General features: G+C 52.7%; 20 protein-coding genes. 7 read left to right on the top strand and 13 right to left on the bottom strand.

From position 1 onward, the window contains the following. Window positions 1-89 precede the first annotated feature (89 nt). The 5 genes from HNQ92_RS24125 (at window position 90) to HNQ92_RS24145 (ending at window position 8,571) form a co-directional block, all read left to right on the top strand. Window positions 90-1,370, top strand: coding sequence for a Gfo/Idh/MocA family oxidoreductase (locus HNQ92_RS24125; protein WP_184178244.1), 1,281 nt, complete (start codon window positions 90-92; stop codon window positions 1,368-1,370). Window positions 1,371-1,439: 69 nt separating this feature from the next. Continuing rightward, window positions 1,440-4,904 carry a 3-keto-alpha-glucoside-1,2-lyase-like domain-containing protein gene (locus HNQ92_RS24130; RefSeq protein WP_184178246.1) on the top strand — a complete coding sequence of 1,155 codons (3,465 nt, stop codon included), beginning with the start codon at window positions 1,440-1,442 and terminating at the stop codon, window positions 4,902-4,904. A 364-nt stretch (window positions 4,905-5,268) separates the two neighbouring features. Further along, window positions 5,269-6,495, top strand: coding sequence for an NADP-dependent isocitrate dehydrogenase (locus tag HNQ92_RS24135; RefSeq protein ID WP_184178248.1), 1,227 nt, complete (start codon window positions 5,269-5,271; stop codon window positions 6,493-6,495). Between the two features lie 378 nt (window positions 6,496-6,873). Continuing rightward, window positions 6,874-7,311 carry a hypothetical protein gene (locus HNQ92_RS24140; protein ID WP_184178250.1) on the top strand — a complete coding sequence of 146 codons (438 nt, stop codon included), beginning with the start codon at window positions 6,874-6,876 and terminating at the stop codon, window positions 7,309-7,311. A 291-nt stretch (window positions 7,312-7,602) separates the two neighbouring features. Further along, the gene (locus tag HNQ92_RS24145) at window positions 7,603-8,571 is read left to right on the top strand and encodes an AIPR family protein (RefSeq protein ID WP_184178252.1); all 969 of its coding nucleotides are present in this window, start codon (window positions 7,603-7,605) and stop codon (window positions 8,569-8,571) included. Window positions 8,572-8,998: 427 nt separating this feature from the next. Here HNQ92_RS24145 and HNQ92_RS24150 read toward each other — a convergent pair whose 3' ends face one another. Next, complete coding sequence (locus tag HNQ92_RS24150) at window positions 8,999-9,199, bottom strand: prevent-host-death protein (protein ID WP_184178254.1); 201 nt, start codon at window positions 9,197-9,199, stop codon at window positions 8,999-9,001. A 127-nt stretch (window positions 9,200-9,326) separates the two neighbouring features. Then, window positions 9,327-10,850 (bottom strand): RtcB family protein, encoded by a 1,524-nt coding sequence (locus HNQ92_RS24155; protein ID WP_184178256.1) that lies wholly within the window; start codon window positions 10,848-10,850, stop codon window positions 9,327-9,329. 236 nt (window positions 10,851-11,086) lie between these two features. Between HNQ92_RS24155 and HNQ92_RS24160 the strand changes: the two genes are divergently transcribed. Together HNQ92_RS24160 and HNQ92_RS24165 are read left to right on the top strand one after the other, a co-directional pair. Further along, entirely contained in the window at window positions 11,087-12,304 is a 1,218-nt protein-coding gene (locus tag HNQ92_RS24160; RefSeq protein ID WP_184178258.1) for a pyridoxal phosphate-dependent aminotransferase, read from the top strand. Between the two features lie 235 nt (window positions 12,305-12,539). Then, window positions 12,540-13,616: a ferredoxin--NADP reductase gene (locus HNQ92_RS24165; RefSeq protein ID WP_184178260.1), complete on the top strand. Its 1,077-nt coding sequence runs from the start codon at window positions 12,540-12,542 to the stop codon at window positions 13,614-13,616. Between the two features lie 28 nt (window positions 13,617-13,644). On the opposite strand, the gene HNQ92_RS24170 is transcribed toward HNQ92_RS24165, so the two are convergent. From HNQ92_RS24170 to pdhA, 11 genes are all read right to left on the bottom strand, one after another. Next, complete coding sequence (locus HNQ92_RS24170) at window positions 13,645-14,397, bottom strand: hypothetical protein (protein ID WP_184178262.1); 753 nt, start codon at window positions 14,395-14,397, stop codon at window positions 13,645-13,647. 327 nt (window positions 14,398-14,724) lie between these two features. Further along, window positions 14,725-16,668, bottom strand: coding sequence for a M56 family metallopeptidase (locus tag HNQ92_RS24175; RefSeq protein ID WP_184178264.1), 1,944 nt, complete (start codon window positions 16,666-16,668; stop codon window positions 14,725-14,727). 2 nt (window positions 16,669-16,670) lie between these two features. Continuing rightward, window positions 16,671-17,045 (bottom strand): BlaI/MecI/CopY family transcriptional regulator, encoded by a 375-nt coding sequence (locus HNQ92_RS24180; protein WP_184178266.1) that lies wholly within the window; start codon window positions 17,043-17,045, stop codon window positions 16,671-16,673. A 150-nt stretch (window positions 17,046-17,195) separates the two neighbouring features. Next, entirely contained in the window at window positions 17,196-17,858 is a 663-nt protein-coding gene (locus tag HNQ92_RS24185; protein WP_184178268.1) for an ATP-binding cassette domain-containing protein, read from the bottom strand. Then, the gene (locus HNQ92_RS24190; RefSeq protein WP_184178270.1) at window positions 17,855-18,178 is read right to left on the bottom strand and encodes a hypothetical protein; all 324 of its coding nucleotides are present in this window, start codon (window positions 18,176-18,178) and stop codon (window positions 17,855-17,857) included. The genes HNQ92_RS24185 and HNQ92_RS24190 overlap by 4 nt, the downstream gene beginning before the upstream one ends. 124 nt (window positions 18,179-18,302) lie before the next feature. Next, window positions 18,303-19,592 carry a serine--tRNA ligase gene (serS, locus tag HNQ92_RS24195; protein WP_184178272.1) on the bottom strand — a complete coding sequence of 430 codons (1,290 nt, stop codon included), beginning with the start codon at window positions 19,590-19,592 and terminating at the stop codon, window positions 18,303-18,305. A 79-nt stretch (window positions 19,593-19,671) separates the two neighbouring features. Next, on the bottom strand, window positions 19,672-21,030 hold the full coding sequence (locus HNQ92_RS24200) for an aspartate kinase (RefSeq protein ID WP_184178275.1): 1,359 nt from the start codon (window positions 21,028-21,030) through the stop codon (window positions 19,672-19,674). A 72-nt stretch (window positions 21,031-21,102) separates the two neighbouring features. Next, window positions 21,103-21,378, bottom strand: a complete 276-nt coding sequence (locus tag HNQ92_RS24205) for a CBU_0592 family membrane protein (protein WP_184178277.1) — start codon at window positions 21,376-21,378, stop codon at window positions 21,103-21,105. Further along, window positions 21,375-21,869, bottom strand: a complete 495-nt coding sequence (gene ribH, locus HNQ92_RS24210) for a 6,7-dimethyl-8-ribityllumazine synthase (protein ID WP_184178279.1) — start codon at window positions 21,867-21,869, stop codon at window positions 21,375-21,377. The genes HNQ92_RS24205 and ribH overlap by 4 nt, the downstream gene beginning before the upstream one ends. Window positions 21,870-21,999: 130 nt before the next feature. Continuing rightward, window positions 22,000-22,701: a tetratricopeptide repeat protein gene (locus HNQ92_RS24215; RefSeq protein WP_184178281.1), complete on the bottom strand. Its 702-nt coding sequence runs from the start codon at window positions 22,699-22,701 to the stop codon at window positions 22,000-22,002. A gap of 190 nt (window positions 22,702-22,891) precedes the next feature. Next, window positions 22,892-23,920: a pyruvate dehydrogenase (acetyl-transferring) E1 component subunit alpha gene (gene pdhA / locus HNQ92_RS24220; RefSeq protein ID WP_184178283.1), complete on the bottom strand. Its 1,029-nt coding sequence runs from the start codon at window positions 23,918-23,920 to the stop codon at window positions 22,892-22,894. Window positions 23,921-24,024: the final 104 nt, after the last annotated feature.

The following is a 24,024-nucleotide window of genomic DNA, read 5'->3' on the forward strand; positions in this document are numbered from 1 at the left end:
CCTAACCCTTAAAAAAGTCTATTCCCCGCTTAAACCGCTTCCTTCCAAGGGGTGGTGGGGGGGAAACTCAAGTTTTTATAGAACGTATCATGCAAGAAAAAAAATCTACCAAAAAAGGAGTTTCCCGGCGTGATTTCGTCAAAGGAACTGCCGCCACCTTGGCGGCTTTTACCATTGTTCCGCGCCATGTGCTGGGCAAAGGGTTCCTGGCCCCGAGCGATCAGCTCACCAAGGGAATTATTGGTGTGGGCGGTATGGGACAAGGCCACATTTCCTACGCCGGAACCCGCGTGGTGGCTATTTGTGATGTAGATAAAAGACACCTGGCCGCAACATTGACCAAGCTCGACCAAGGCACCAAAACGTTTACCGACTACCGCGAACTAATCAAACTGCCGGAGGTGGATATTGTCCACATTGCGACACCCCCTCACTGGCACGGAATCATGGCCGCCGACGCCGCTCGCGCGGGGAAAGATATCTGGTGCGAAAAACCCATGACCCGCACCATCGGCGAAGGCAAGCGCGTGATGGAGGCCGTGCAGCAGCACGGCCGCATTTTCAGGCTCAATACCTGGTTTCGGTTTGAATCTAACTTTTACGGCATGAATACGACCGTGAAGCCGATAAAAAAACTCGTTGACAGCGGCATGCTGGGTTGGCCCCTGACCGTGACCGTAGGCAAGCATACGGGCTTTGACTGGAAGTTCTACTGGGTAGGCAAAACGGATCTTGCGCCCCAGGCCGTTCCGGTCGAACTTGATTATGACCAATGGCTTGGCCCGGCGCCGTACAAGCCTTACAACGCCCACCGCACGCATGGCACCTTCCGGGGTTACTGGGACTATGATGGCGGTGGATTGGGCGATATGGGGCAGCATTACATAGATCCGATTCAGTATTTTCTAGGAAAAGACCACACCAGCCCGATTCAGGTAGAGGTGGATGCCCCCCAGCAACATACCGACGCCGTTGGAACCTGGCGGCGGATTGAATTTACCTACGAAGATGGCTGCAAGATTATCCTTGATGGCGAAGGTAAGGACGTCAACGCGCCCTACATTGCGGGTCCCAAAGGCAATGTATACAACGGGTTCCGCTGCGATATTCCTGATTTTGAGAAAAAACTGGCCGCATTCCCCGATCCCGAACCACAGGTGACGGACTTTGTTGAAGCAGTAAAAAAACGGAAGAAATTTGCCCTCAATGAAGAAAACGGACACCGCTCGTGTACCATTGTAAACATGGGACTGGCCGCCTTGCGTTTAGGAAGATCGCTTTCATTTGATCCGGTAAAACAACAGTTTATCGGCGATGAAGGAGCCAACCGCCTGATCGATCAACCCATGCGCGCGCCCTGGAATGTGTAAAAACAGGGTGGAAAAAGAAGATTGAATGCTTCTTCTTCTCCATCTCTATGTAGTCCGTACAATTGATTCATGAAACGACCGAAGGAAGTGAAAAAATATATTTACAGTATCCTCTTGTTCTGTTTGCCCCTGACACCCGGTTGGGCGCAGCAACTGAACGCCAACCGAACAACCGCCACCCGAATTGCTGATTTACTGGCCCAAATGCCCGCAAAGGATGCCAAAGCGCTGGCCAAAAATGCCGAAGAAACCGCCGCATTAGGCCAAGAGGGTATTGTCCTACTCATCTCCCGCCTGTACCCGACTGGCCACGGCGACAACTCCGCCATTCAGTATGCCGTGGGTGGCTTTACCTACTACGTCACACAGCCCGGCAGAGAAACCTGGCGTCAATTAGCCTCCGAAGCCTATGCCGAAGCGCTGCCCAAATTGACTGATAAAACCAACCAGGCATTTGTCCTTTTTCAGTTGCAGCAGGTAGCCAAGACCGAAGCCGTCCCAACGCTGGTGTCGTTCCTCAGCAATAAAGACCTGGCCGGACCCGCTGCACGAGCGTTGGTAAAAGCCGCTACACCCGAAGCCGGAAAAGCCTTATTGGCTGCGCTGGAAAAACCCTGGGGCACCAATCATCTGTCGTTTATGGAAGCACTCGGCGATATGCCTTACCCGGAGGCTGCCCCGCTTTTGGAAAGTTTGGCCGCAAATGAAGATCAAACGATTAGAAATACAGCCTACTATGCCCTAGCCCAACTAGCTGCGTCGTCCTCGGAAAGTGTGCTGCAACAGGCTGCTCAAAAAGCCGGATACGTATACACTGAATCTAACGCTACGGCCTACTATCTGCGATATCTCACCCTTAGGCTGGCCAAAGGTGAAAATACAGCCGTGGCCAAAGCAGCCCAAACGCTGCTCGCTCAAACGCCAGGCGCTACACAGGTATCTACCCGCACCGCCGCACTCAAACTACTGTCGGATGCCAAAGGCGATGCCGGGCTGGAAATTTTGGTAAAAGCTGCCGAGAGTACAGACGGGGCCTACCGGGCCGCCGCGTTGAAATACCTGCAACCCCTGGCTAGCCCCACTACTACGTCTCTACTATTAAAATCGCTGGCCAGAGGGTCGCTCGCAGTAAAGGCCGATGTGATGGACTATTTTGCCAAAATTAATGCAAAAGCCGCATTACCTACTATCCTTAAACTACTCCCTGAGAAAGACCCGATCGTACAATTGGCAGCCATTGATGCCGCCGGGAAAATCGGGGGCGAAAGTGTTTTACTTGCCTTTTTACCGCTACTCAAAACAGGGCATGCCGAGACGATTCGTGCGGTAAAAACAGCTATTTTGTCCATGAAAGGCCCAACCGTAGTGGGTCAGGTGGTGAAGGCGGTTCCGTCGCTATCGCCCGCGGCACAGGTGGCCTTTGTGGAAATTTTGGGCGCGCGCCGGGCCGATGCTCACATGAGCGTGATCGCGGCTTTGCTCAAAAGCCCACAGGCAAACGTAAAAACTGCCGCCTTCACCGCCCTGAAACAAGTAGCTACGGGTCAGGATTTACCCCAACTTTTTACCTTACTAAACACGACTACCGACGCCGCACATCAGCAAGCGGTACAGGAGGCTATCAAGGCTACCATTCCGTCGGTGGGTGGAGTGAATCAGCAAGCCGACCTGGTGTTGCAGCAAATGGCATCGGCTCCTCAGAAGTCGGTCTATCTGCCGGTATTAGCAGCAATTGGTGGAAAAAAAGCGTTGAATGTCGTTACTTCCGCCTACAAAAGTACCGATCAGCAAATGCAGCAGGCGGCTATAGCATCGTTGGCGGCATGGACAACCCAGGAAGCTGCCGGTGAACTGTACACGATCGGCATGACCACAACAAATGACATCTACCGTGATGCAGCGCTGAAAGGATACGTAAAAAGTGTAAGTAGCGCCTTGGCCACGCCCGTTCAGAAAGTCCTGATGCTTCGCAAAGCCCTGGCATTTTCCTCAACCCCCGAACAAAACCAACTGATATTAAAAGAATTACAAAAAAATAAAACCTTTGAATCACTGATTGTAGCAGGAAAATATCTTAATGACGTTCCTGTACAGCAGGTCGCCGCCCAGGCCGTCATTGCCATTGCCCTGGCTAATCCCGATTGGAACGGCTCAGTAGTTACGGATTTACTGACCAAATCCATGCAAGTGCTAACCGGACAGGATAGTGAATACCAAAAGGAAGCGATTCGCAAACATTTGTCAGAACTACCCAAAGGCGATGGTTTTGAAGCCATCTTTAACGGGCAAGATTTAACCGGCTGGAAAGGTCTCGTCGAAAATCCAATCAAACGCGCCAACCTGCCCGCCGATTCACTGCGTGCCCAACAGGCTCTCGCTGATGAAAAAATGCGTACCGGATGGGTGGTGAAAAAGGGAGAGCTAGTCTTTACCGGAAAAGGGGATAATCTCTGCACCGTTAATAAATATGGCGATTTTGAGATGTACGTGGATTGGAAAATTGAGCCCGAAGGCGATGCCGGAATTTATCTGCGGGGCACGCCACAGGTGCAAATTTGGGATACCTCCCGCGTGAGCGTAGGCGCACAGGTAGGTTCAGGAGGATTGTACAATAACCAAAAAAATGAAAGCAAGCCCACGCAGGTAGCCGACAACGCGGTGGGCGAATGGAATACGTTTTATATAAAAATGATCGGCGACCGGGTAACCGTTGATCTGAACGGAATACGGGTGGTGGAAAATGTAATTCTGGAAAATTATTGGGATAGAAACCTGCCTATTTTTCCGACGGAACAACTGGAATTGCAGGCCCATGGCACACAGGTATATTACCGCGACATTTATGTAAAAGAACTTCCCCGCCACGAGCCTTTTGTACTGCCCGCCGAGGAACAGCAGGCAGGTTTCAAAATGCTATTTGACGGAACTAACATGCACGAATGGACTGGAAATACGCAGGATTATGTCATTGAGGAGGGAATACTCGTGACCCGCCCCACGGGCCGAGGCAACGGAAACCTGTATACCAAAGAACAATACCAGGATTTTAACTTTCGGTTTGACTTCCAGCTGACGCCCGGAGCCAACAACGGTCTCGGCATACGCGCCCCGCTCACGGGCGATGCAGCCTACGTAGGTGCTGCTGAAATACAGATTCTGGACGATAACGCGCCGATTTATGCCAACCTGCAACCGTACCAGTACCACGGCTCGGTGTATGGTATCATCCCGGCCAAACGTGGTTTTCTAAAACCCGTGGGGGAATGGAATTCCGAAGAAGTAATGGTGCAGGGGACAAAAATAAAGGTCATTTTGAACGGTACGACCATCGTGGATGGAGACCTGGCAGAAGCCACGAAAAAAGGCACCGCCGACCACAAGGACCACCCCGGCCTGACTAATCCCACGGGTCATATCGGTTTTTTGGGCCACGGAACGGTCGTGAAGTTTCGTAACGTGCGGATAAAGGATTTAACGGTGAAAGAAGCCCTTGCTCCTATTGTGGAATCAAAGAAAAAACGGAAGAAAAAGTAGTTTCAGCCTCAATAGAACATAGGCGTTGATCGGCATTGCCTTAGTAGACTACCGGGACCCTAACAATGAGCTAGTTTTATATACGCTTGAAAAGATTTATTATAGCTAATCCTGCACCCATCAGGCTTATAGTTCAGCTGGGATCCGAGCCGGTAAAAGCTCAGTCGCCGGATTTGTGGTGTGCCGTTTTCGAATGCAGTTTTTTTTCGGCCGACCAAACCCCGGAGGAGCGTCTCCCAGCCAAAAGGGCCAGGGTTTTACACTCCTATTTCATAATACATTAGCCTTTTAGCCTATATTTTGTACTTTTGCGCCGTCTTTTGTACAAATCTTGTTTGGCTATTTTACTAATTTATTTACGAACATGAACAAAATTAAGGTTGCAAACCCAGTCGTTGAGCTCGACGGCGACGAGATGACCCGCATCATCTGGAAATTCATCAAGGAAAAACTCATTCTACCCTACCTGGATGTCGATATTAAGTACTATGACCTGGGTATCGAATACCGCGACGAAACCAACGATCAGGTGACGATCGACGCCGCCCATGCCATCAAAGAGTACGGCGTCGGGATCAAGTGCGCCACCATCACGCCCGACGAGGCGCGCGTGGAGGAGTTTGGTCTGAAGCAAATGTGGAAGTCGCCCAACGGTACCATCCGGAACATCCTGGACGGAACAGTATTCCGCGAGCCGATCGTGATGAGCAACGTACCCCGCCTGGTGACGACCTGGACCTCCCCCATCATCGTGGGACGTCACGCCTTTGGCGACCAGTACCGTGCTACGGATTTTGTGGTACCTGGCAAGGGAAAACTAACCATGAAATTTGAGGGTGAAGACGGTACCGTGCAAGAGTTTGAGGTATTCAACTTCCCCGGTGGTGGCGTCGCGATGGGTATGTACAACCTCGACGAATCCATCCGTGGCTTTGCGCGTTCGTGTATGAACATTGGCCTCCAGAAAGGCTGGCCGGTGTACCTTTCGACCAAAAATACCATCCTGAAAAAATACGACGGCCGCTTTAAGGACCTGTTCCAGGAAGTATTCGAAGCCGAATTCAAAACGAAGTTTGAAGAAGCGGGCATCGTATACGAGCACCGCCTGATCGACGACATGGTGGCCTCGGCCCTGAAATGGAGCGGTAGCTTCGTGTGGGCTTGTAAAAACTACGACGGCGACGTACAGTCTGACTCCGTAGCGCAGGGCTTTGGCTCGCTGGGCCTGATGACGTCGGTACTGGTAACGCCCGACGGAGGTACCATGGAAGCCGAAGCGGCCCACGGCACCGTAACGCGCCACTACCGCGAGCACCAAAAAGGCCGGCCTACGTCTACCAACCCCATCGCCTCCATTTTTGCCTGGACGCGCGGCCTAGCCTTCCGCGGCAAGCTTGACCAAAACCAGGAGCTGATTCACTTCGCCGACACGCTCGAGAAGGTGTGTATCGATACCGTGGAAAGCGGAAAAATGACCAAAGACCTGGCCATCATCGTACACGGCAACGACGTGAAGCATGGCGATCACTACCTCTATACGGAGGAGTTCCTGGAAGCCATTAACGAAAACCTACAGGCAGCCCTGGCCTAGTCGGGCTTCCGGTAAAGTACCTTTCAACCGCCGCTAGTTTCGCAGGAAATCAGCGGCGGTTTTTTTGTGGGCTGGAAAGAAGATTGAAGCCATGGTAAGCTCCTAATAATGAGTGAATAGGACCGGAAAGTAAATTACAGTATTTCACTTTGCTGAGCTGAGGAGTCTAACTAAAGCTCCATAAGAGTTTACAAACTAGCTCACGAATCAATAAATTACAATACAAAAGAAGTGTTCTCAAATTATTCTGCTATTTATTACAATAACACGGTAAATCTGCCACAAATTAATTAAGTACTGAAAAATACATAATAAATAACAGAGTCTGAGGAAGTTTTGTACATTTACAGTCCTATAGCACCTTTAATGCGACCTAATATGACACTAAGACAACAAATCGTACAAGATCATATTGACAAGACAGCTGCAAAGTTGGGACTGACGCCTGACCAAGCTTTTCTCGTATTTGGGCACAGTCTATTTACTGACAAAAGCATTCATTCGTTTGATGCGAATGACAATGTTGATGGAGGACAAGATAAACAAATTGACGCTATAACGATTGAGGATGATTCTGATGAGGCAACAATATATATCACTCAAATTAAGAACGAAGAAAGCTTTTCTTCAAATTGCATTATTCAAATAAGAAACGGCTTAAAATGGGTTTTTGAAAAGCGTCAGGCGGACGTTGATACATTATCTAATGTAAAATTCAAAGATCGAATTAAAGATTACCGAACAGTACAATCTAGTTTAGGCCCTTCTAATATCTATGTAAAGGCCGCCTACATCACTAAAGGTTTGAAATCTTAACTATCGGATGAAGCGAAGCAAGAAATTAAAACAATTACTGACACATATAATAATGAAACATTTGCAGGTTTTACTTTTGAAATAATTGGAGCTGATGAAATCGTAGATATATTAAATTCTCAGGAAAAAAATAACAAAAAAATTGACCGCGAAATAAAGATTATCTACGACACTAATAATCCTTCATTAATAAAATATCATAGCAAAGGCCTCAAAGGAATTATATGCTCTGCTACAGCTTCAGAGATAGCTCAGGTAGTAAATAGCGATAAAAGTGGGTTTGTTTTTGATTTGAATATCAGAAAGTACTTAGGGAAACTTGGAGGTGTAAACAAGGACATACTAAATACTTGCACTAGCAGTCATCTAAGTAACCTCTTTTGGTTTTTAAATAATGGAATAACTATTATATGTGATAAAGCTGACCCAGTTACAGATCCAGATGATCCAAAGGTTAAAATAGAGAACATGCAAATTGTAAATGGATGTCAAACAGCGACAAGCTTAGCAAATGCACTAAAAGATGGACGCCTTCAACCGGACACAAAAGTGCTGCTTAGAATCTACGAAACGAATGATTTGGAGCTAGTTGACAAAATTGTATTAACTACAAACAATCAAAATAAAATTACAGGCAGGAATTTAAGAGCCAATGATAAAACTCAGCTTGATTTAGAAACCGGATTTACACTGCATGGCTATTCTCTGGAAAGAAAGCCAAGACAATACGAATCGACAAATATTATTAAAGAAAAAATAATACCTAATGAGGATGTTGCTGTGGCTTATTTAGGTGTAGTCTTGAAAAAGCCTTCAGATGCACGAAGTAGAAAATACAAAGTCTGGAATGAATACTATGATAAAGTATTCTCAGGAACAGACATTATAGAACCATACCTTATTTCAGTTCTAATACATAGAAAGGTTAATGAGTATTTGCTTTTAAAATATTCATCGTCCACTGATGACACTACTAGGTACCTGGCTAAGAATGCACCTTTCCATATTTCTAGAATTTGCGCCTTTTTGTGGCGTAATGGTGATAATTGGACAAATACGATATCTTTGAAAAGTGATCTCGTCAATTTCACATCTAATAATAATTTACTAGAACCATATATAGACTCAGCAATGACGATCTTAAATCATATTATAACTAGTAATTCAAAGTATTTAGCAGACTTGAACTCTGCTTTGAAATCTGCAGATTTGGACAATGAGCTAAACAAAGAGTTACATACAAATCATAAATCATCATAGACCCGTGAGTTGATCTGTAAAAGAACTAGGTGATGCAAAAGCCTTTTCATTACTCGTAATAAGAAAGCCATCAAACACTTTACAAGCTAATTCACGTATCAATAGTACTTTACTTCCTAATCTTTCAAAAATTACTTTATAGAGGCATCCGTAACGGTTTCTTGATCTGATTTGTCATAAACAGAAAGAAGATAAATGCGTTTATTAACAATCTTGACATACGTTATCAGCCGCCCCCCACCGCTTTTCCCTTTTCCTTATGCTTTTAATGGCAAAGCGAATTTTATAGCAATTTTTAAATACTTCACTACCTTGAGTAGGATCTTCTTTTAATGATTTACTCAATGCTCCAAGATCAGATTTAAGGGAAGGGTACTTCTTACTAAGCTTCTTGAGTTCCCTTTCAAAATTCGGCGTTGAGATTAACTCATAGCTCATTTAATAAATCCTCTAAGGTTTTAGCCGGAAGCTCGCCTTTTTCAATCTGCTCCATGTCCTGATAGCCCTTTCTGATACTTTCGGCAATGGCCAAGGCTTCCAGTTTTTTTTCTATCTCCCGCCAGGCTTTTAATGGAAGTTGTACTGCCATGATCTCCCCCTTGGCATTGGATACATACTGTATGTTCATAAGCGCTGACGGTTTATAAAAAGCCCCATTTTTTTAAGCAGGTAGTTTCCAACTACCTGAGGGAGCTACTCAACAAAAATACAACGACTTCCAAAGATTTTCTATTTCTCTCACCATAACATATACCCTAATCTTCCCGCCGCTCCTTGCGGTTGGCGTCGGCCATGCGCACGATCTTGGGCGAGAATTTGGCCAGTACCGACACCAGCTCCGTCTGGGCCGCCATCACCGTGTCAATATCCTTGTACACCATCGGCGACTCGTCCAGGTCACCTCCTATGAGCTGAATACCCGCTTCTTCCAGGATTTTGTTCATCTGGTGGCGGGTCGTTTGGTTGAAAGCCTGGTTGCGCGACATGAGTCGCCCGGCCCCGTGCGAAGCCGAGTTGATGGCCTCAGGCTGTCCTTTCCCGCGCACCACGTAGCCCGGCTGGCTCATCGAGCCAGGAATAATGCCCAGGTCGTTGGTACCGGCGGGCGTAGCGCCTTTGCGGTGCACGATCACCTCCCGCCCGTCGGCCAGTACCTCCTTCCAGGCGAAGTTATGGTGGTTTTCGACCATCTGTAGCGGCTCCTGGCGCAGCGCGTGGGCTATTTTACGGTGGATCTCGTGGTGGTTGGCCGAGGCATACTCGCCCGCCAGGTTCATGGCGATCCAGTACTCCTGGCCCTCCTCGGTGTTGAGGTCGAGCCAGGCCAGGTGCGCGGCTTGCTTGGGTAGCTGGGTTTTCTGCATGGCCAATTTGGAATAATAGTTGGCGACGGTACCCCCAAAACCCCGCGAGCCCGAGTGAGACAGCAGGGCCAGGTACGCGCCGGGAGGTACTTGGAACCGATCGTCCTGGGCGAGTACCTCCACGATGCCCCACTCCACAAAGTGGTTGCCCGTACCCGAAGTACCCAGCTGGCGGTACGCTTTGTCTTTCAGTTCCCGGATCACCTTCGTAGCCGTCCACTCCGGGCGGTCCATCACGCTTTCGTCAAACTTCCGTGCCACTTCCCCCCCCATGCCAAACTGCGTGTTTTCCAGCAGGGTACTTTTGAGCAAATGCGGCTCCCGCTTCAGAAAAGCGGGCGGTAAATCAAATACCGACAGGCACATGCGGCACGCGATGTCTACCCCTACGGCGTAAGGAATCACCTTGTCGGCCTCGGTGGCCAGTACGCCGCCAATGGGCAGGCCGTAGCCCTGGTGGGCGTCGGGCATGAGCGCTCCGGCCACCGCAATGGGCAGGCTCGCCGCCGTTTCCATCTGTTGCAAAGCCCCCGCTTCGATTTGTTCCCGCCCAAAAACGGCGTAAGGAAGGATACTTTCCCGCAGACTGAAGGTACCCGCCTCCTGCTTCCCTTTTTCGTCCAGGCCAAAGACCGGCTCCTGTGGCAAGTACCCCTGCCCTACGCTCGAAAGCATGATGACCGTTCCTTGCTTCTGCAAATCATACACGGCTCGGGCCAGGTTGGTGAGCTTATTTTTGGAATAGGCGTACTTTTTGGGGTTTTCCAAGAGCTGCGCAAAAAGCTGAAGTACCTTCTCCTTGGGGTACTTGGCGCGCTGGTGCAGGCCGTTGGCTACCCGCAAAAAGGTAGTTTGCAAGCTTTCGGGAATGTGTCCCAGTTGCAGGATTTCTTCCAGACTGAAAGTACTTTCCATGATAAAAAGCGTTGGGTTATGGGCAACTTGCTGCGTTGGTTCAGCGGATGCTTAGAAAACTATACCAGGTACCGGCGGGTATGGGGGTACTTTTCTCTTTTAATAGTAAAAAATAGCTACGGGATTCCCGCGAATTGGTAGCAATAATTATTCAATTCTCGCTACCTCACTAAAAAAACGCGTAACTTTGCGGCAATTTATTGATACCCTTTCAAATAACTTAATTAAACATTGCAATGTCCGCAGTAGCAGAGCAAGCGCGGTTGTTGGCCGACCGCATCAACGCCCTCGAAGAATCTTCGACACTGGCGATGACCAAAAAGGCCCGGGAACTGGCCGCCCAGGGCCATCAGGTAATTAGTTTGAGTGTAGGTGAGCCCGACTTCAAGACGCCCGCCCACATTTGCGAAGCGGCCAAAAAAGCCATCGACGATGGTTTCCACGGCTACTCACCCGTAGCGGGGTACCCCGACCTGCGCAAGGCCATTGCGGACAAGTTGAAACGCGACAATAACATTGACTGGAAACCCGAGAACATCGTGGTATCGACCGGAGCCAAGCACTCGCTAGCCAATGCGATTCAGGTACTGGTCAACCCCGGCGACGAGGTGATCATTTTTGCGCCCTACTGGGTGAGCTACTCCGAAATGGTGAAGCTGGCCGAGGGAAAATCCGTAATACTGGAAGGCGCTTTTGAAAATGATTTTAAAGTAACCGCCGAGCAGCTCGAAGCCGCCATCACACCCCGCACGAAGGTAGTGATGTACGCTTCACCCAACAACCCTACCGGCTCGGTGTATACCGAGGCCGAGCTGCGGGCCGTGGCCGAGGTACTTGAAAAACACGAGAACATCTACGTCCTGGCCGACGAAATTTACGAATACATCAACTTCACGGAAGAAGGCCATTTTAGCATCGGGTCCATTCCGGCGCTGAAAGAGCGCGTCATTACCGTCAACGGCGTGGCCAAAGGATATGCCATGACCGGCTGGCGCATCGGGTTTATCGCCGCCGCCAAATGGATCGCCGACGGCGTCGAAAAACTCCAGGGGCAGGTGACCTCCGGTACCAACTCCATCGCGCAGAAAGCCGCCGTGGCCGCCTTCAACGGTCCGCTGGATGCCACCCGCGAAATGAGCAAAGCTTACGCCCGCCGTCGCGACCTGGTCGTAGGGCTGCTCAAGGAGATACCGGGCTTTAAGGTCAATGTACCCCAGGGCGCGTTCTACGCCTTTCCGGACGTGAGCTACTATTTTGGAAAATCCGATGGCAAAACCAACATCAACGACTCGGATGATTTCTCGCTTTGGCTGCTGAACACGGCCTTTGTTTCTACCGTAGCTGGCTCGGGTTTTGGCGCGCCCAATTGCATCCGGATCTCGACGGCCGCCGCCGACGAAGCTCTGACCGAAGCCGTACAGCGGATCAAAACCGCCGTGGCAACGCTGCACTAAGGTACCTTTGAATACTAAATATACCTTCCTTTTTTGACCGAGCCCCGTAGCATCTACTACGGGGCTTTTGGCTGAAAGTACCCCGCAGACGTACTTTTGCGCACGATTTTATTCCCCAGCCCTCTTTATAGCAGGGTACTTGAAACTTTGGCGAAACGGACGGGTTTATACAAAAGTAGGAAAATGATTTCTACCCCAAGTAAAAAATAACGAGCGCTGGCCGCTGACAATTCTTATGAGTAAATACTATTACCTGAAAGTGAAAGACGTGGTGCGGGAAACGCCCGATACCGCCACGATTCACTTTTGGCACCCCCTCAACGAAGTTATTAAATACAAACCCGGTCAGTTTCTGACGCTGCTGATCCCCCAGGGTGATACGAAACTCCGGCGCTCCTACTCGATGTGCAGCTCACCCTACACGGACGTAGCGCTGGCCATTACCATCAAGCGGGTATCGGGCGGCTTTGCCTCCAACTACCTCATCGACAGCGTACAGGTGGGCGATAGCCTCGAGGTCATGGAGCCCATGGGTACTTTCACGCCCCAGCTCGACGCCGAGCAGCAGCGTACGGTGGTGCTGGTCGGGGCCGGTAGCGGCGTTACACCGCTGATTTCCATCGCCAAGTCGGTGCTGATCGTGGAGCCGGAAAGTACCGTGTACCTGCTCTACGGCAACCGGAACGAAGCCTCCATTCTTTTCAAGACCGTGATCGATCAGCTGCAGGCCAAGTACGGGGAGCGCTTCCGGGTGGTCCATACGCTCAGCCAGCCGTCGGGTACCTGGACGGGCGAAACGGGCCGTTTGAACAAAACGCACATGCTGAAAATGCTGGAAAAGCTTCCTCCCGTCGATCCGACTCGGGCCGAATACTACCTCTGCGGTCCCGATACGATGATGGAAGAAGCCCAGCGGGCGCTGGATATTCTGGGGGTACCTGCGCCGCAGGTACGGCGCGAAAGCTTCCTGACGGCCACCACCGCTAAGGCCCACGGCGAGGTCACGGTGGGAGAGGAAGAAGACGAGGGCTCGCTCAAAACCCGCGAGATCACGGTTATTTACGAAGGCAGTGAATATAAATTTCCGGTCGAGCCGCACCAAACGGTACTGGAAGCCGCCCTAGACCGCGACATCGACCTACCCTACTCGTGCCAGGCGGGCATGTGTACGGCCTGTCTGGGCCGCTGCGTATCCGGCCAGGTACAGCTCGACGAAGAGGATGCCCTTTCGGAAGCCGAACTCAAGGCGGGCTTCATCCTTACCTGCGTAACGCACCCGCTCAGCGACGACGTGGTGATCGAAGTAGAATAATTATAGGATCAAGTGCGAATGGGCTCGTTCATTCGCACTTAGCCAGTACTTCCTTTGCTAATTTCTTGGCCAGATCCAGGTTCTCGTCTTTATCCTTACTCACATTCGCTACGACCTGAAAAGTCATTGCGCCGACCAACACCGTGAGGTAGTTTTCCTCCTTATTGAAAGAGGCAGCGTCGCCAATGCCTGGTATATTCTCGAACTTGTTTTTAGCGGCCATTCCTTTAGCCATGCCCGTCGCCGTTTCGGCCTGTTCCTTGGAGTACTTAGGGTCGTTTTTGATCCGTTCTTCGGCAGCCTTGAAGGCTTTATCCATTTCCTCCTGCGTAGGATTGCGGTAGAATGCCTTGAAGTTTTCGAGGGGCGTGGCTTTTTTGCTGATCATGAACAAATCGCTGCCTAACCACATCACGCCAATCTCGTTTTGGAGCGGAATCTCCATCTTTGAATTGCCCATCTCCAGCGTGCGGGTGCGGTCGCTTTTCCAGGAAATAACGTACTTGTCCATGGAAGCCTTTTTGTCGGGAGCGCTTTTCTGGTATTTTACTTTGACATCGGGCATTTCACCCGTATAGTGCCGCTTGATCACTTCCAAGGGCAATAGCTCGTCCATTTTACGCTGGTAGCCCAGAATGCATTCACCTTGATTCGAAGCAGGAGCGGATGTTACGGCCGAAAGGGCGGAAGTTGTGTGGCTGGTTCCTTCGGCCCCGCCCCCGCAGGAGCTAAAAAGGTGGGAAACGCCCAGCAGAGCAAGGAAAACTAGAGGCTTTTTCATAGGGAAAGAAAAGGGGGCTTTATGAGGGGAAAGTCCGTTGGGGATTTACCCCCGTAAAGAAGGGTTGTTTTACGATATGGGCCAACGATGGCCTAGCCGTCGGAGCCACCGGCAACGCGATTGGTCACAACAACCTAGCAATCGGATTCTCCCTCCATACCCACTGCTGAAACCCCCTGGACAAGAAGCACCCGATTCGGGGCGATTTGACGGCCCGGGGCTTCATTCTTACCTGCGTAACGCACCCGCTCAGCGACGACTTGGTCATTGAGGTAGAATAACAAAGTACCCCTGACGCGGCTCTATTTCAGCACGTCAGGGGTACTTTTACTTCTTCGCCGGGCTCGCCGCTTTGGGCGAAGCCGCGGGCGCTACTTTGGCTTTTCCCTGGATGGAGGTAGCCTTCGCGGGTTTTTCTACCGGCGGAGGGGGCGGAGCCGGTGAGGCCGCCGGAGCCGGGGGTACCGTTTTTTTTCCCGTACCGTACACGTGTACCGGGGGAGGCGGTGGGGGGAGGTACTTTTCCATTTCGCGGGCTTCGCGGTTCATTTGGGAGGCGATTACCTCCATTTTTTGGCTAATCGTCTCCATTTCCTTCTGAATCGCGCGCGACGGCTCCTCGGCTTGGTGCGCTTCCTGGCGGCTTTGGGCCAGCTGCGCGTTCAGCTCCGTGATTTTCTGCTCCTGGTCTTTCACCTTTTGCTCCAGCTCCCCTAATTGCTTTTCCACTTCGCTTTCGCTGAGCTTCGCCGGAGCTTGCCCCTTGGCCGCCTGAGGATACAGCAACGCCGAGCGTTTTTCCATCAGCTTCTGGCGCCCGTCCATCAGCTGTTGTTTTTTCCACTCAATCTGCTCCTGAGCCCGGTGGTAGCGCTCCACGTCAAACTGCTGCTTTTCCATGGCCAGGTGCAGCTCTTCCATTCGGCGGTGCAGCGGCTCCATCTGCTCTTGCAGGGCCTCCATGTTGCGCTGGTACGCTTCCAGGCGCTTTTGAGTCGTGTCGCTGGCGCTTGCCTGGTATCTATAGATATCCCCTTCCATAACCTGGTATCGCGGCTGAGGAGCAGGATCGGCTAACTCTAACGACTCGGCGACTTCCACCAGCGAAGGTACTTCGGCCAGCTCTTCCAGGCTGACAGCAGCCATGATATCCATTGTTTCTGGGGCTTCCACCTTCCGATCCTTCTGCTCGCCGCGCTGAAGTACCTTTTTACGGTTTTCTTTCTGCGCTTCCTGCTGTCCTACAGCATAGACAGAAACGCCCACCAGAAGTCCCGTCAGGATGAGTAGGGCCGGCACGGTACCGATCAGCCGCCGGGGAGCGGGAGCCACGCCTAATACCCGGCGTATCCGGCGCAGCAGCAATGGCTTGCGCGAGGCAAAGGCCATCGCCAGGCGCGGGTTCGCTTGCAGCTCTGCTACCCGCACCAGTGCCTGGGCCAGCGAGGTGCGGTCGCCGCAGGTAGCTACGGCCAGGTCGTCGCAGCAGTGCTCGCGCTCGGTACGTACCCGCTCGGAGAGCCACCACAATGCCGGGTGAAAGAAAAAAACAATTTCGACGAGCGATTGCAGTAGGTTAACCAGGTAGTCGTGCCGACGAATGTGCGCCAGCTCATGCGCTAGGATGGCCTCGACCTCCGCCACCGAAAAGCCCGTCAGCAGGCCCACCGGCACCAGCACCACCGGCCGGAGCGCCCCAATCACCAGGGGCGATAGCACGCGGGCCGTTTGCCGCAGCTCCACCGACTGCGTAATGTTGAGCTTGGCGGTCAGCAGACCAAAGCGCGTGCGCCACTCCTGGTCCATCACCAGCCGCGCCCGGCTACGCAGTACTTCCAGATACACCCAACTACCCACAAACCGCAGCAGGAGCAGCCCCGCGCCCACCAGCCAGCATACTACCAGCTCTGGCAAATGGGTACTTAGCCAAAGCTGTACCCGCTCCAGGAAGGTCTGCTGCTGGTACACCTGCTGCCAGGCTTGCACCAGCGCTACCGCCGAAGTACCCCCGGTGGTGGGGGAAGTACCTACGGGAAGCGCGGCGGGGCGGGAAAGCCAGTAGTAGGCAAAAGTACCCAGCGAAGCCAGTACCTGACCGGCCAATACACTTACGCCCAGCGTATAGCGCCATGCGGCGGGACGGCGGCGGAACGCGTAGAACCCGGCACCGGCCACCAGCGCCAGCAAAGTACCCTGCCACAGCGCGTGCAGGAGCGTCCAGCCCAGGGTACTTACGGCGTACGGCGGAATCATGTCAAAAAGATTTTTCATGGCTAACGATCTTTTTCAAGGTTGTTTAGTAGGTTTCGGATTTCGTCCAGCTCTTCGGCGGAAGCCTGGTGGTTGCCCAGCGCCTGCATCACCAGCCGCGCCGCCGAGCCCCCGAAGGCCGTTTCGACGAAGCGGTCCAGCAGGCCGCGCCGGGTTTCGGTTTCGCTCACTTTGGCGGCGTACACGTGCGAGCGGCTTTCTTCGCTGCGCTCCAGCAGCCCCTTCTCGTGCATGATCTGCATCAATTTCAGGGTGGTGGTGTAGCCCGCCTCCTTGGTGGTGGCCAGGTATTCGTGTACCTGCCGCACGGTACTGGGCCCTTCGGACCAGAGGTAGTTGAGAATTTCCAGTTCGGAATCGGTGGGTTTAAGGTTCATGGCTTACGGGAAATAGCATATAGTACGAAGATCTTCGTAACAAAGATGTACGATTGATTTCGTAGTTGCAAATTTTATCTACGAAATTTTTCGTAATTAAATAAAATGGTCTTTTTGAAACGCAGGCAGGCGTGTTTTCAAAGTACCTCATCACGGCAAGTACCCCCGCCAGCGCAGCTCTTCAAGCGGATCTTGCAGCAGGACGGTACGCCCGACCGGTACCAGCAGGTACACCACATCGCTGAGGTTCAGCACGGGCCGGTAGGCGTGGTCCGACAGCAGAATGCCTTTGGTTTGGGCCTGCGCCCGGATCACCTCTTCGAGCCGCTCTACCACCACCGGCGCCAGGTGCGAGAAGGGCTCGTCCAGCAGCACGAAGTCGACCGGCGAGAGCAGAATCAGCAGGGTCTCCACCAGCCGCTGCGCTCCGCCCGACAAATCGCCCAGGCGCTCGGTGTGGTACTTGCCTAGCTCCGGAAAGTACCCTTCCAGCGCGGCAAAGGGTACCTCGTAGGCGTGGCAAGCGGCCTCGACACGAAGGTTCGGCGGCACAAAGGGATGCTGGGGCAGGTACCTGAGCAGCGTTTTGTGCTGGTACGGATGGGAAAGGTACTTTTGATCCACCCGCACCGACTGGCTCTGCCCCCGCAGGGTACCAAACAGCATTCGCAGCAGGCTCGACTTACCGGTACCGTTGCGGCCCAGCAAGCCCACGGTTTGTCCGGTTTCGACCCGCAGGTAGATATTCTGCAAGATTTTCGTGGAGCCGTACTCCAGCCAGAAGCTGTCGGCTTCAAGTACCCGTTTGGTCATACAAAGTGCTTGGTGAGGTGAACCAACAAGACAAAAGCTAAAAAAAGCAGTAGGTCCAGCCCAAAAGCAATCAGGTACAAACGGCGCTCGGAAAGGCCCAGGTTGGCGTAGAAAAAGTAGGCATGCGGATAGAAGGTACGCTGGAGGTACCACACCAGGGCGCCGGTCGCTATTTTTAGTAGCAAAAAAAGCGGCAAGAACCGAACGAAGGCCACGCCCATGGGTAGTTCTACCACCCCCCACGCACCCAGGGAGATCAGGATGGTGAAGAGTCCGAACCGGCGGTAAAAACCCCAAATCAGTAGGCCCTGCTGCTTCATAGGAAAAGCTTTCCCGAAAGATAGCGCCCAGGTACCTTTCCTGCTGGGGCGTTAAGCTTTTTTAACAAAAAGAAGCCCCCGGTTGGGGGCTCTTCTTGTTGATTCAAAGTACCTTAAAGACGCTTTAATCGATCGTCTCAAAACCGCAGTAAGGTACCAATACGGCCGGGATGCGGACGCTGCCGTCGGCCTGCTGGTTGTTTTCCAGCAGCGCGGCCAGGATGCGCGGCAGCGCCAGCGCCGAGCCGTTGAGCGTGTGCAGGAGCTGCGTTTTCCCCTCGGTTTTGTAGCGTAGCTTGAGGCGGTTGGCCTGGTAGCTTTCAAAGTTAGACACCGACGAGCACTCCAGCCAGCGCGCCTGCGCGCCGGACCACACCTCAAAGTCATACGTGAGGGCGGACGTAAAGCCCATATCGCCTCCGCAGAGCCGCAGAATCCGGAAGGGTAGTTCGAGTTTTTCGAGTAGGCTCTTCACGTGTTCCACCATGGCATCGAGGGCGGCGTAGGACGCTTCGGGCTTGCAGATCTGCACGATCTCGACCTTATCGAACTGGTGCAGGCGGTTGAGGCCCCGCACGTGCGCGCCCCAGCTACCCGCTTCACGCCGGAAGCAGGGCGTGTAGCCCACGTGCTTTACGGGCAGGTCGTTTTCGGTCAGGATGACGTCACGGTAGAGGTTGGTGATGGGTACTTCGGCCGTCGGGATCAGGTACAGGTCGTCGGCGGTGGCGTAGTACATTTGTCCCTCTTTGTCGGGAAGCTGCCCCGTGCCGAAGCCCGAGTCGGCATTGACCAGGATCGGCGGCTGCACCTCCACGTAGCCCGCCCGGGCGGCTTCGTCCAGAAAAAACGAAATCATGGCCCGCTGCAGGCGCGCGCCTTTGCCTTTATACACCGGAAAGCCCGCACCCGTGATTTTAGTACCCAGCTCAAAGTCGATCATGGCCCCGGAAGTACCTCCCAGGCTCTGGATCAGCTCCCAGTGGGGCTTGGCTCCGGCGGGTAGCTCGGGCTTTTCGCCCTGCTCAAGTACCGTGACGTTATCCTCGGCGCTGCGGCCTTCGGGCACGCTTTCGTGCGGCAGGTTGGGGAGCTTCACCAGCTCTTCAAACAGGGCCGACTCGGCTTGCTTGAGCTGCTCGTCAAGTACCTTGGAGCGCTCCTTCAGGGCGCTGGTTTCGGCTTTGGCGGCCTCGGCTTCCTCTTTTTTGCCCTGCTTCATCAACCCGCCGATCTCCTTGGCCTTAGCGTTGGACTGCGCCAGCACCGTATCCAGCTCCTGCTGGGTTTCGCGGCGCAGGCGGTCGAGTTTGAGCAGGAGCTCTACGGTACTTTCGGCCTCTCGGAAGTGTTTCTTGCGCAGGCCCGCCACGGTGAGCTCCTGGTTATCACGAATAAAATTTGTTTGTAACATGAATCGCTTTTTCTCTCGGTAAAAAGTACCTTTAAAATCGTTGTAAGTACCTCTAGTGGTCAAGGTACCCTAAACTACCTCAGTGAGCTGAGGGTACTTCAGATGCCTCCTGCTCGTAAAAAAAGAGCCGCTCGTTGAGCGCGTTCAGGGCGTCGGCCTTGTGCTTGGAATGGATCAGCAGCGACAGGTTGTGCTCCGAGGCCCCGTAGGAAATCATCCGGATCGGGATGTCTTTCATGGCTTCAAGTACCTTCAGGGCAATGCCTTCCTTGTCGGCACTGAAATTACCCACCACGCACACGATGGTCTGATCCAGGTCGTGCTCTTCGAGATCGGCAAACTCCCGGAGCTCGGCCGTAATGGCCGCTAGGTGCTCGGAGTTATCGATCGTCACCGACACCGATACCTCCGAGGTCGTGATCATGTCCACGGGCGTTTTGTATTTTTCAAAAATCTCAAATACCCGCCGCAGGAAGCCGTAGGCATTCAGCATACGGGTCGAGTGAATGTAAATGGCCGTGATGTTATCCTTGGCCGCAATGGCCTTGATGTCACGCTGGGTACTTTGGTTAGCAATGAGCGTACCGGGGGCGTCGGGCTGCATGGTGTTCTTGAGTCGCACGGGTACGTTCTGCATTTTGGCCGGTGTGATGGTACTGGGATGCAAAATCTTGGCCCCGAAGTAGGCCAGCTCGGCGGCTTCCTCGAAGGTAAGCTCCCGGATGGGGAAGGTACGCTTCACGATGCGCGGATCGTTGTTGTGCATGCCGTCGATGTCGGTCCAGATCTGGATTTCCTCGGCGCGGATCGCCCCTCCGATGAGCGAGGCCGTATAGTCCGAGCCGCCGCGCTTCAGGTTATCAACTTCCCCGCGCGGATTCCGGCAGATAAAGCCTTGCGTAATGATAAGCTGCTTGTCGGTATGCTGGCCCAGAATCGTCGCGATCTTTTCTTCAATCACCGCCAGCTCCGGCTCACCGTCGGCGTCGATCTGCATGAATTCCAGCGCGGGCAAGAGCACGGCGTTTTCGCCCTGCTCTTGCAGGTAGGCCGCGAACATTTCGGTACTGAGCAGTTCGCCCTGAGCCACAAGTTCCTTTTCCTGCTTGATGGTAAAGGGTTTGATCCCCACCAGCGAACGAAGGAAGGAAAACTCCTTTTCCACGATCTGCTGCCCCTGGGCCAGCCCGGCTTCGGTTTGGTAGAGCTCTTTCAGGAAAAGATCATAATGCGTTTTAAGATCGTCGGTTTGCCGGGCGGCTTCGGCATCGTTGTTGGCCTTGGCCGCTTCCCCGATGGCGATCAGGGCATTGGTGGTACCCGACAGGGCCGACAGGACCACAATCTTGCGCGTATCGGTGGTGGTGATGAGGTTGCGAATTGAGTGCATGCGCTCGGGCTTCCCGACCGAGGTGCCGCCAAATTTCCAGACTTGCATGGTACTAAAAGCGATGATGGATTAAGATGGATAAACTTGATATACGGATGAACTTGGAAAGTACCTTCTCGCTCACGAACGATCGGTCTTAATCCGTTTGAATAAAACGCGACGTTGTTTGGTGATTCCCCACACCCCAATAACAACCCAGATGACATTGACGCAGGCCGAAGGGTAAGCCCCCACGTAAGCCGTGTTAATAATGAGCCCGATGCTCCCCACAATATTAGCCCACAGGTAGAAAGGCGCGTCGGCCCGGAGGCGACCCATGATGTTCAGGGCGTAGGCCGCTACGACCAGCAGCGAGCCCAACCAGCCCACTACCTCTACCCAGATCGGATTGCTCATACACGTACCTGATTTTTTAGTCCTAGCATTTTGATGGCCGTCATGGCGGCCTCGTCGCCTTTGTTACCGTGCTTGCCGCCCGCCCGGTCCAGGGCTTGCTCCAGCGTGTTGGGCGTAAGTACCCCAAAAATAACGGGCTTGCCGTACTTCAACCCCAGGTGGGTAAGCCCCTGCGCCACGGCGTGGTTGATGTAATCGTTGTGCTTGGTTTCTCCCTGAATCACCGCCCCCAGGGCTATGACGGCGTCGACGTCGGAGCGCTCGGCAAACCACTGGGCCCCCAGCGTGAGCTCAAAACTACCCGGTACGTTGCCCCGCAGCACGCGTTCAGGCGCGGCTCCGTGGGCCAGCAGCGTCTGGTAGGCCCCTTCGTAGAGCTTTTCGGTAACCTGCTCATTCCATTCGGCCACCACGATGGCAAAGGTACTTTGGCTAATATCGGGCAGGGCTTCGGTGGAAAAAACGCTTAAATTTTTATCGACGGATGACATGGTTGGTGCAACGTTTGGTCTATGAATCAATGCAGTTGGGGGGGGGTACTTTGGCGTACTCCCAAAGGGTACAAAAAAAGGATAAAACCGCGTCGGCTTTATCCTTGATGGAAAGGGCTGCGCTATTACATTATTCGCCGACTTGCCCTTCGAGCATTCCCATGTACTTCTTGGCGTTTACGACTTCGGCCGAGAGCGGGAATTCATCAATAATACGTTTGTAGGAGGATATAGCATCCTTGGGTTGCTGCGCTTTCTCTTGCGCAATGCCCAGCTTCATCAGGTAGATGGGCGTAAAAAACTGATTGGCCTTATAGTCTGCGGCCTTTTTGTAGAAGCTAATGGCTTCGGCCGGTTGATTCTTTTCCATGTAGGCGTCGCCAATGAGCGATTTGGCCCGGGCTTCTACCAGCAGATCCGACGAGCTGAAAGACTTCAGGCGGTCAATCGCTTCGTCAAACTTCCCCTGCTTCAAAAGGGATACGCCCGCGTAAAAGCTGGCCAGATTTGCCGCGTCGGTACCTCCGTAGTTGTCAGCGATGCCCAGTAAGCCTTCGTTTCCGCCGCTGCCGTTCAGGGCGCGCTGCAGGGAGTCGGCCTCAAAATCATACACCGCATTGGAAAGTGCTACCTGAGCTGTAGATTCCTGCCCGTCGATATAAAAACGATAGCCCGCAAAAGCCACAAGTGCCAACACAATAGCGGCTCCTGCGCCAATGAGTAGCTTCTGGTTTTTACGAAAAAAGGTCTCGGCCTTGCTAATTTGACCGGCCAACGCCTCAGGACTTTCTATGAAATCCAAGCCCGCACCCTCGGAATTTTTCTTGCTCATGCGATTAGGTAATGAATTTTGGAGTGCAAAGTTATGAAAAGTTCTTAATGTCAAACAAGTAGCGTTCCATTTCTTTAGGGTACTTGTACAAGTTTTGGGAACAGGCGGACAAAATACGCGGCTGTTTGAAGCAGAAGCGGCCCACCGGATGTACCAGCGGGCCACTTTTGCGCTTAGCGTAAGGTACCTTCTAGTCCGTTATGAAGGGATAATCTTCCTGTACGTATACGTCCGTATAGGCTTCCTTCGGATCGGGGTAGTTGGACTCTTCGGCAAACTGCACCGACTCCGCCACGATTTCTTTTATTTTTTTGTCAATCTCCGCCAGCTCTTCCTCAGTCAGGAGCTTATGCTCCAGGATAGTAGCCTTTATCTGCTCGATAGGATCCCGCATTTTGTACTCTTCCACCTCTTCCTTAGTGCGGTACTTCTGCGGATCGGACATGGAGTGGCCGCGGTAGCGGTACGTCCGGAATTCCAGGTAGGTAGGGCCGTCGCCTTTGCGGGCGCGGTCGGCGGCGCGGGCTACGGCGTCGTGGATGGCTTCCACGCTCATGCCGTCTACGGGTTCCGAGGGCATGTCGTAGGCCTCACCCAGGGTATACAGCTCGGTCACGTTGGAGCTCCGTTTTACGGAAGTACCCATGGCGTAGCCGTTGTTCTCCACCACAAAAATAACGGGTAGTTTCCAGGTCATAGCCATGTTGAATGCCTCGTGAAACGCGCCCTGACGCACCGCGCCGTCCCCAAAGAAACAGATGCACACGTTGCCGGTCTCGTTGTACTTTTCGGCAAAAGCAATGCCTGCTCCCAGCGGAATCTGGGCACCTACAATCCCGTGGCCTCCCATGAAGTTGCGCTCTTTGTCGAAGATGTGCATGGAGCCTCCCTTGCCTTTGGTGGTGCCGGTCTCTTTTCCAAAGAGCTCCGCCATGATGGCCTTAGGGTCGGTACCCAGGGCCAGCGGCATACCGTGGTCGCGGTAGGCGGTAATGTACTTGTCGTCCGGCGTGAGCGCCGTGGCCGTTCCGGAGGAGCAAGCCTCCTGGCCAATGTACAAGTGGCAAAACCCCCGGATCTTCTGCTGACCGTACAGCTGGCCGGCTTTTTCTTCGAAGCGACGTTGCAGGAGCATATTCTCGTACCAGAACAGGTAGCGCTCTTTGGGGTGCTGCAACTTTTTGGCAGTGTCTTTCTTTTTCTCCTTAACGGTAGCCATGTAGTTAGTGGTTCTCGTTTATTTAAGACAGAACTTTGTCTGTCCGTTGTTGGTTTGAATAGGGTCTTGCTTTTCTTTAAATAAGGTAAAGAGCTGCGAAATTA

This window comes from Rhabdobacter roseus (assembly GCF_014202275.1).
GTDB lineage: Bacteria > Bacteroidota > Bacteroidia > Cytophagales > Spirosomataceae > Rhabdobacter > Rhabdobacter roseus.

Bases quoted from the DNA above. Each gene is read 5' to 3' on its own strand.
- HNQ92_RS24150 (WP_184178254.1), bottom strand. From the start codon at position 9,199: ATGAACATACAGTATGTATCCAATGCCAAGGGGGAGATCATGGCAGTA.
- HNQ92_RS24135 (WP_184178248.1), top strand. From the start codon at position 5,269: ATGAACAAAATTAAGGTTGCAAACCCAGTCGTTGAGCTCGACGGCGAC.
- HNQ92_RS24170 (WP_184178262.1), bottom strand. From the start codon at position 14,397: ATGAAAAAGCCTCTAGTTTTCCTTGCTCTGCTGGGCGTTTCCCACCTT.
- HNQ92_RS24165 (WP_184178260.1), top strand. From the start codon at position 12,540: ATGAGTAAATACTATTACCTGAAAGTGAAAGACGTGGTGCGGGAAACG.
- ribH (WP_184178279.1), bottom strand. From the start codon at position 21,869: ATGTCATCCGTCGATAAAAATTTAAGCGTTTTTTCCACCGAAGCCCTG.
- HNQ92_RS24175 (WP_184178264.1), bottom strand. From the start codon at position 16,668: ATGAAAAATCTTTTTGACATGATTCCGCCGTACGCCGTAAGTACCCTG.
- HNQ92_RS24125 (WP_184178244.1), top strand. From the start codon at position 90: ATGCAAGAAAAAAAATCTACCAAAAAAGGAGTTTCCCGGCGTGATTTC.
- HNQ92_RS24160 (WP_184178258.1), top strand. From the start codon at position 11,087: ATGTCCGCAGTAGCAGAGCAAGCGCGGTTGTTGGCCGACCGCATCAAC.
- HNQ92_RS24215 (WP_184178281.1), bottom strand. From the start codon at position 22,701: ATGAGCAAGAAAAATTCCGAGGGTGCGGGCTTGGATTTCATAGAAAGT.
- HNQ92_RS24185 (WP_184178268.1), bottom strand. From the start codon at position 17,858: ATGACCAAACGGGTACTTGAAGCCGACAGCTTCTGGCTGGAGTACGGC.
- pdhA (WP_184178283.1), bottom strand. From the start codon at position 23,920: ATGGCTACCGTTAAGGAGAAAAAGAAAGACACTGCCAAAAAGTTGCAG.
- HNQ92_RS24205 (WP_184178277.1), bottom strand. From the start codon at position 21,378: ATGAGCAATCCGATCTGGGTAGAGGTAGTGGGCTGGTTGGGCTCGCTG.
- serS (WP_184178272.1), bottom strand. From the start codon at position 19,592: ATGTTACAAACAAATTTTATTCGTGATAACCAGGAGCTCACCGTGGCG.
- HNQ92_RS24140 (WP_184178250.1), top strand. From the start codon at position 6,874: ATGACACTAAGACAACAAATCGTACAAGATCATATTGACAAGACAGCT.
- HNQ92_RS24190 (WP_184178270.1), bottom strand. From the start codon at position 18,178: ATGAAGCAGCAGGGCCTACTGATTTGGGGTTTTTACCGCCGGTTCGGA.
- HNQ92_RS24130 (WP_184178246.1), top strand. From the start codon at position 1,440: ATGAAACGACCGAAGGAAGTGAAAAAATATATTTACAGTATCCTCTTG.
- HNQ92_RS24200 (WP_184178275.1), bottom strand. From the start codon at position 21,030: ATGCAAGTCTGGAAATTTGGCGGCACCTCGGTCGGGAAGCCCGAGCGC.
- HNQ92_RS24155 (WP_184178256.1), bottom strand. From the start codon at position 10,850: ATGGAAAGTACTTTCAGTCTGGAAGAAATCCTGCAACTGGGACACATT.
- HNQ92_RS24180 (WP_184178266.1), bottom strand. From the start codon at position 17,045: ATGAACCTTAAACCCACCGATTCCGAACTGGAAATTCTCAACTACCTC.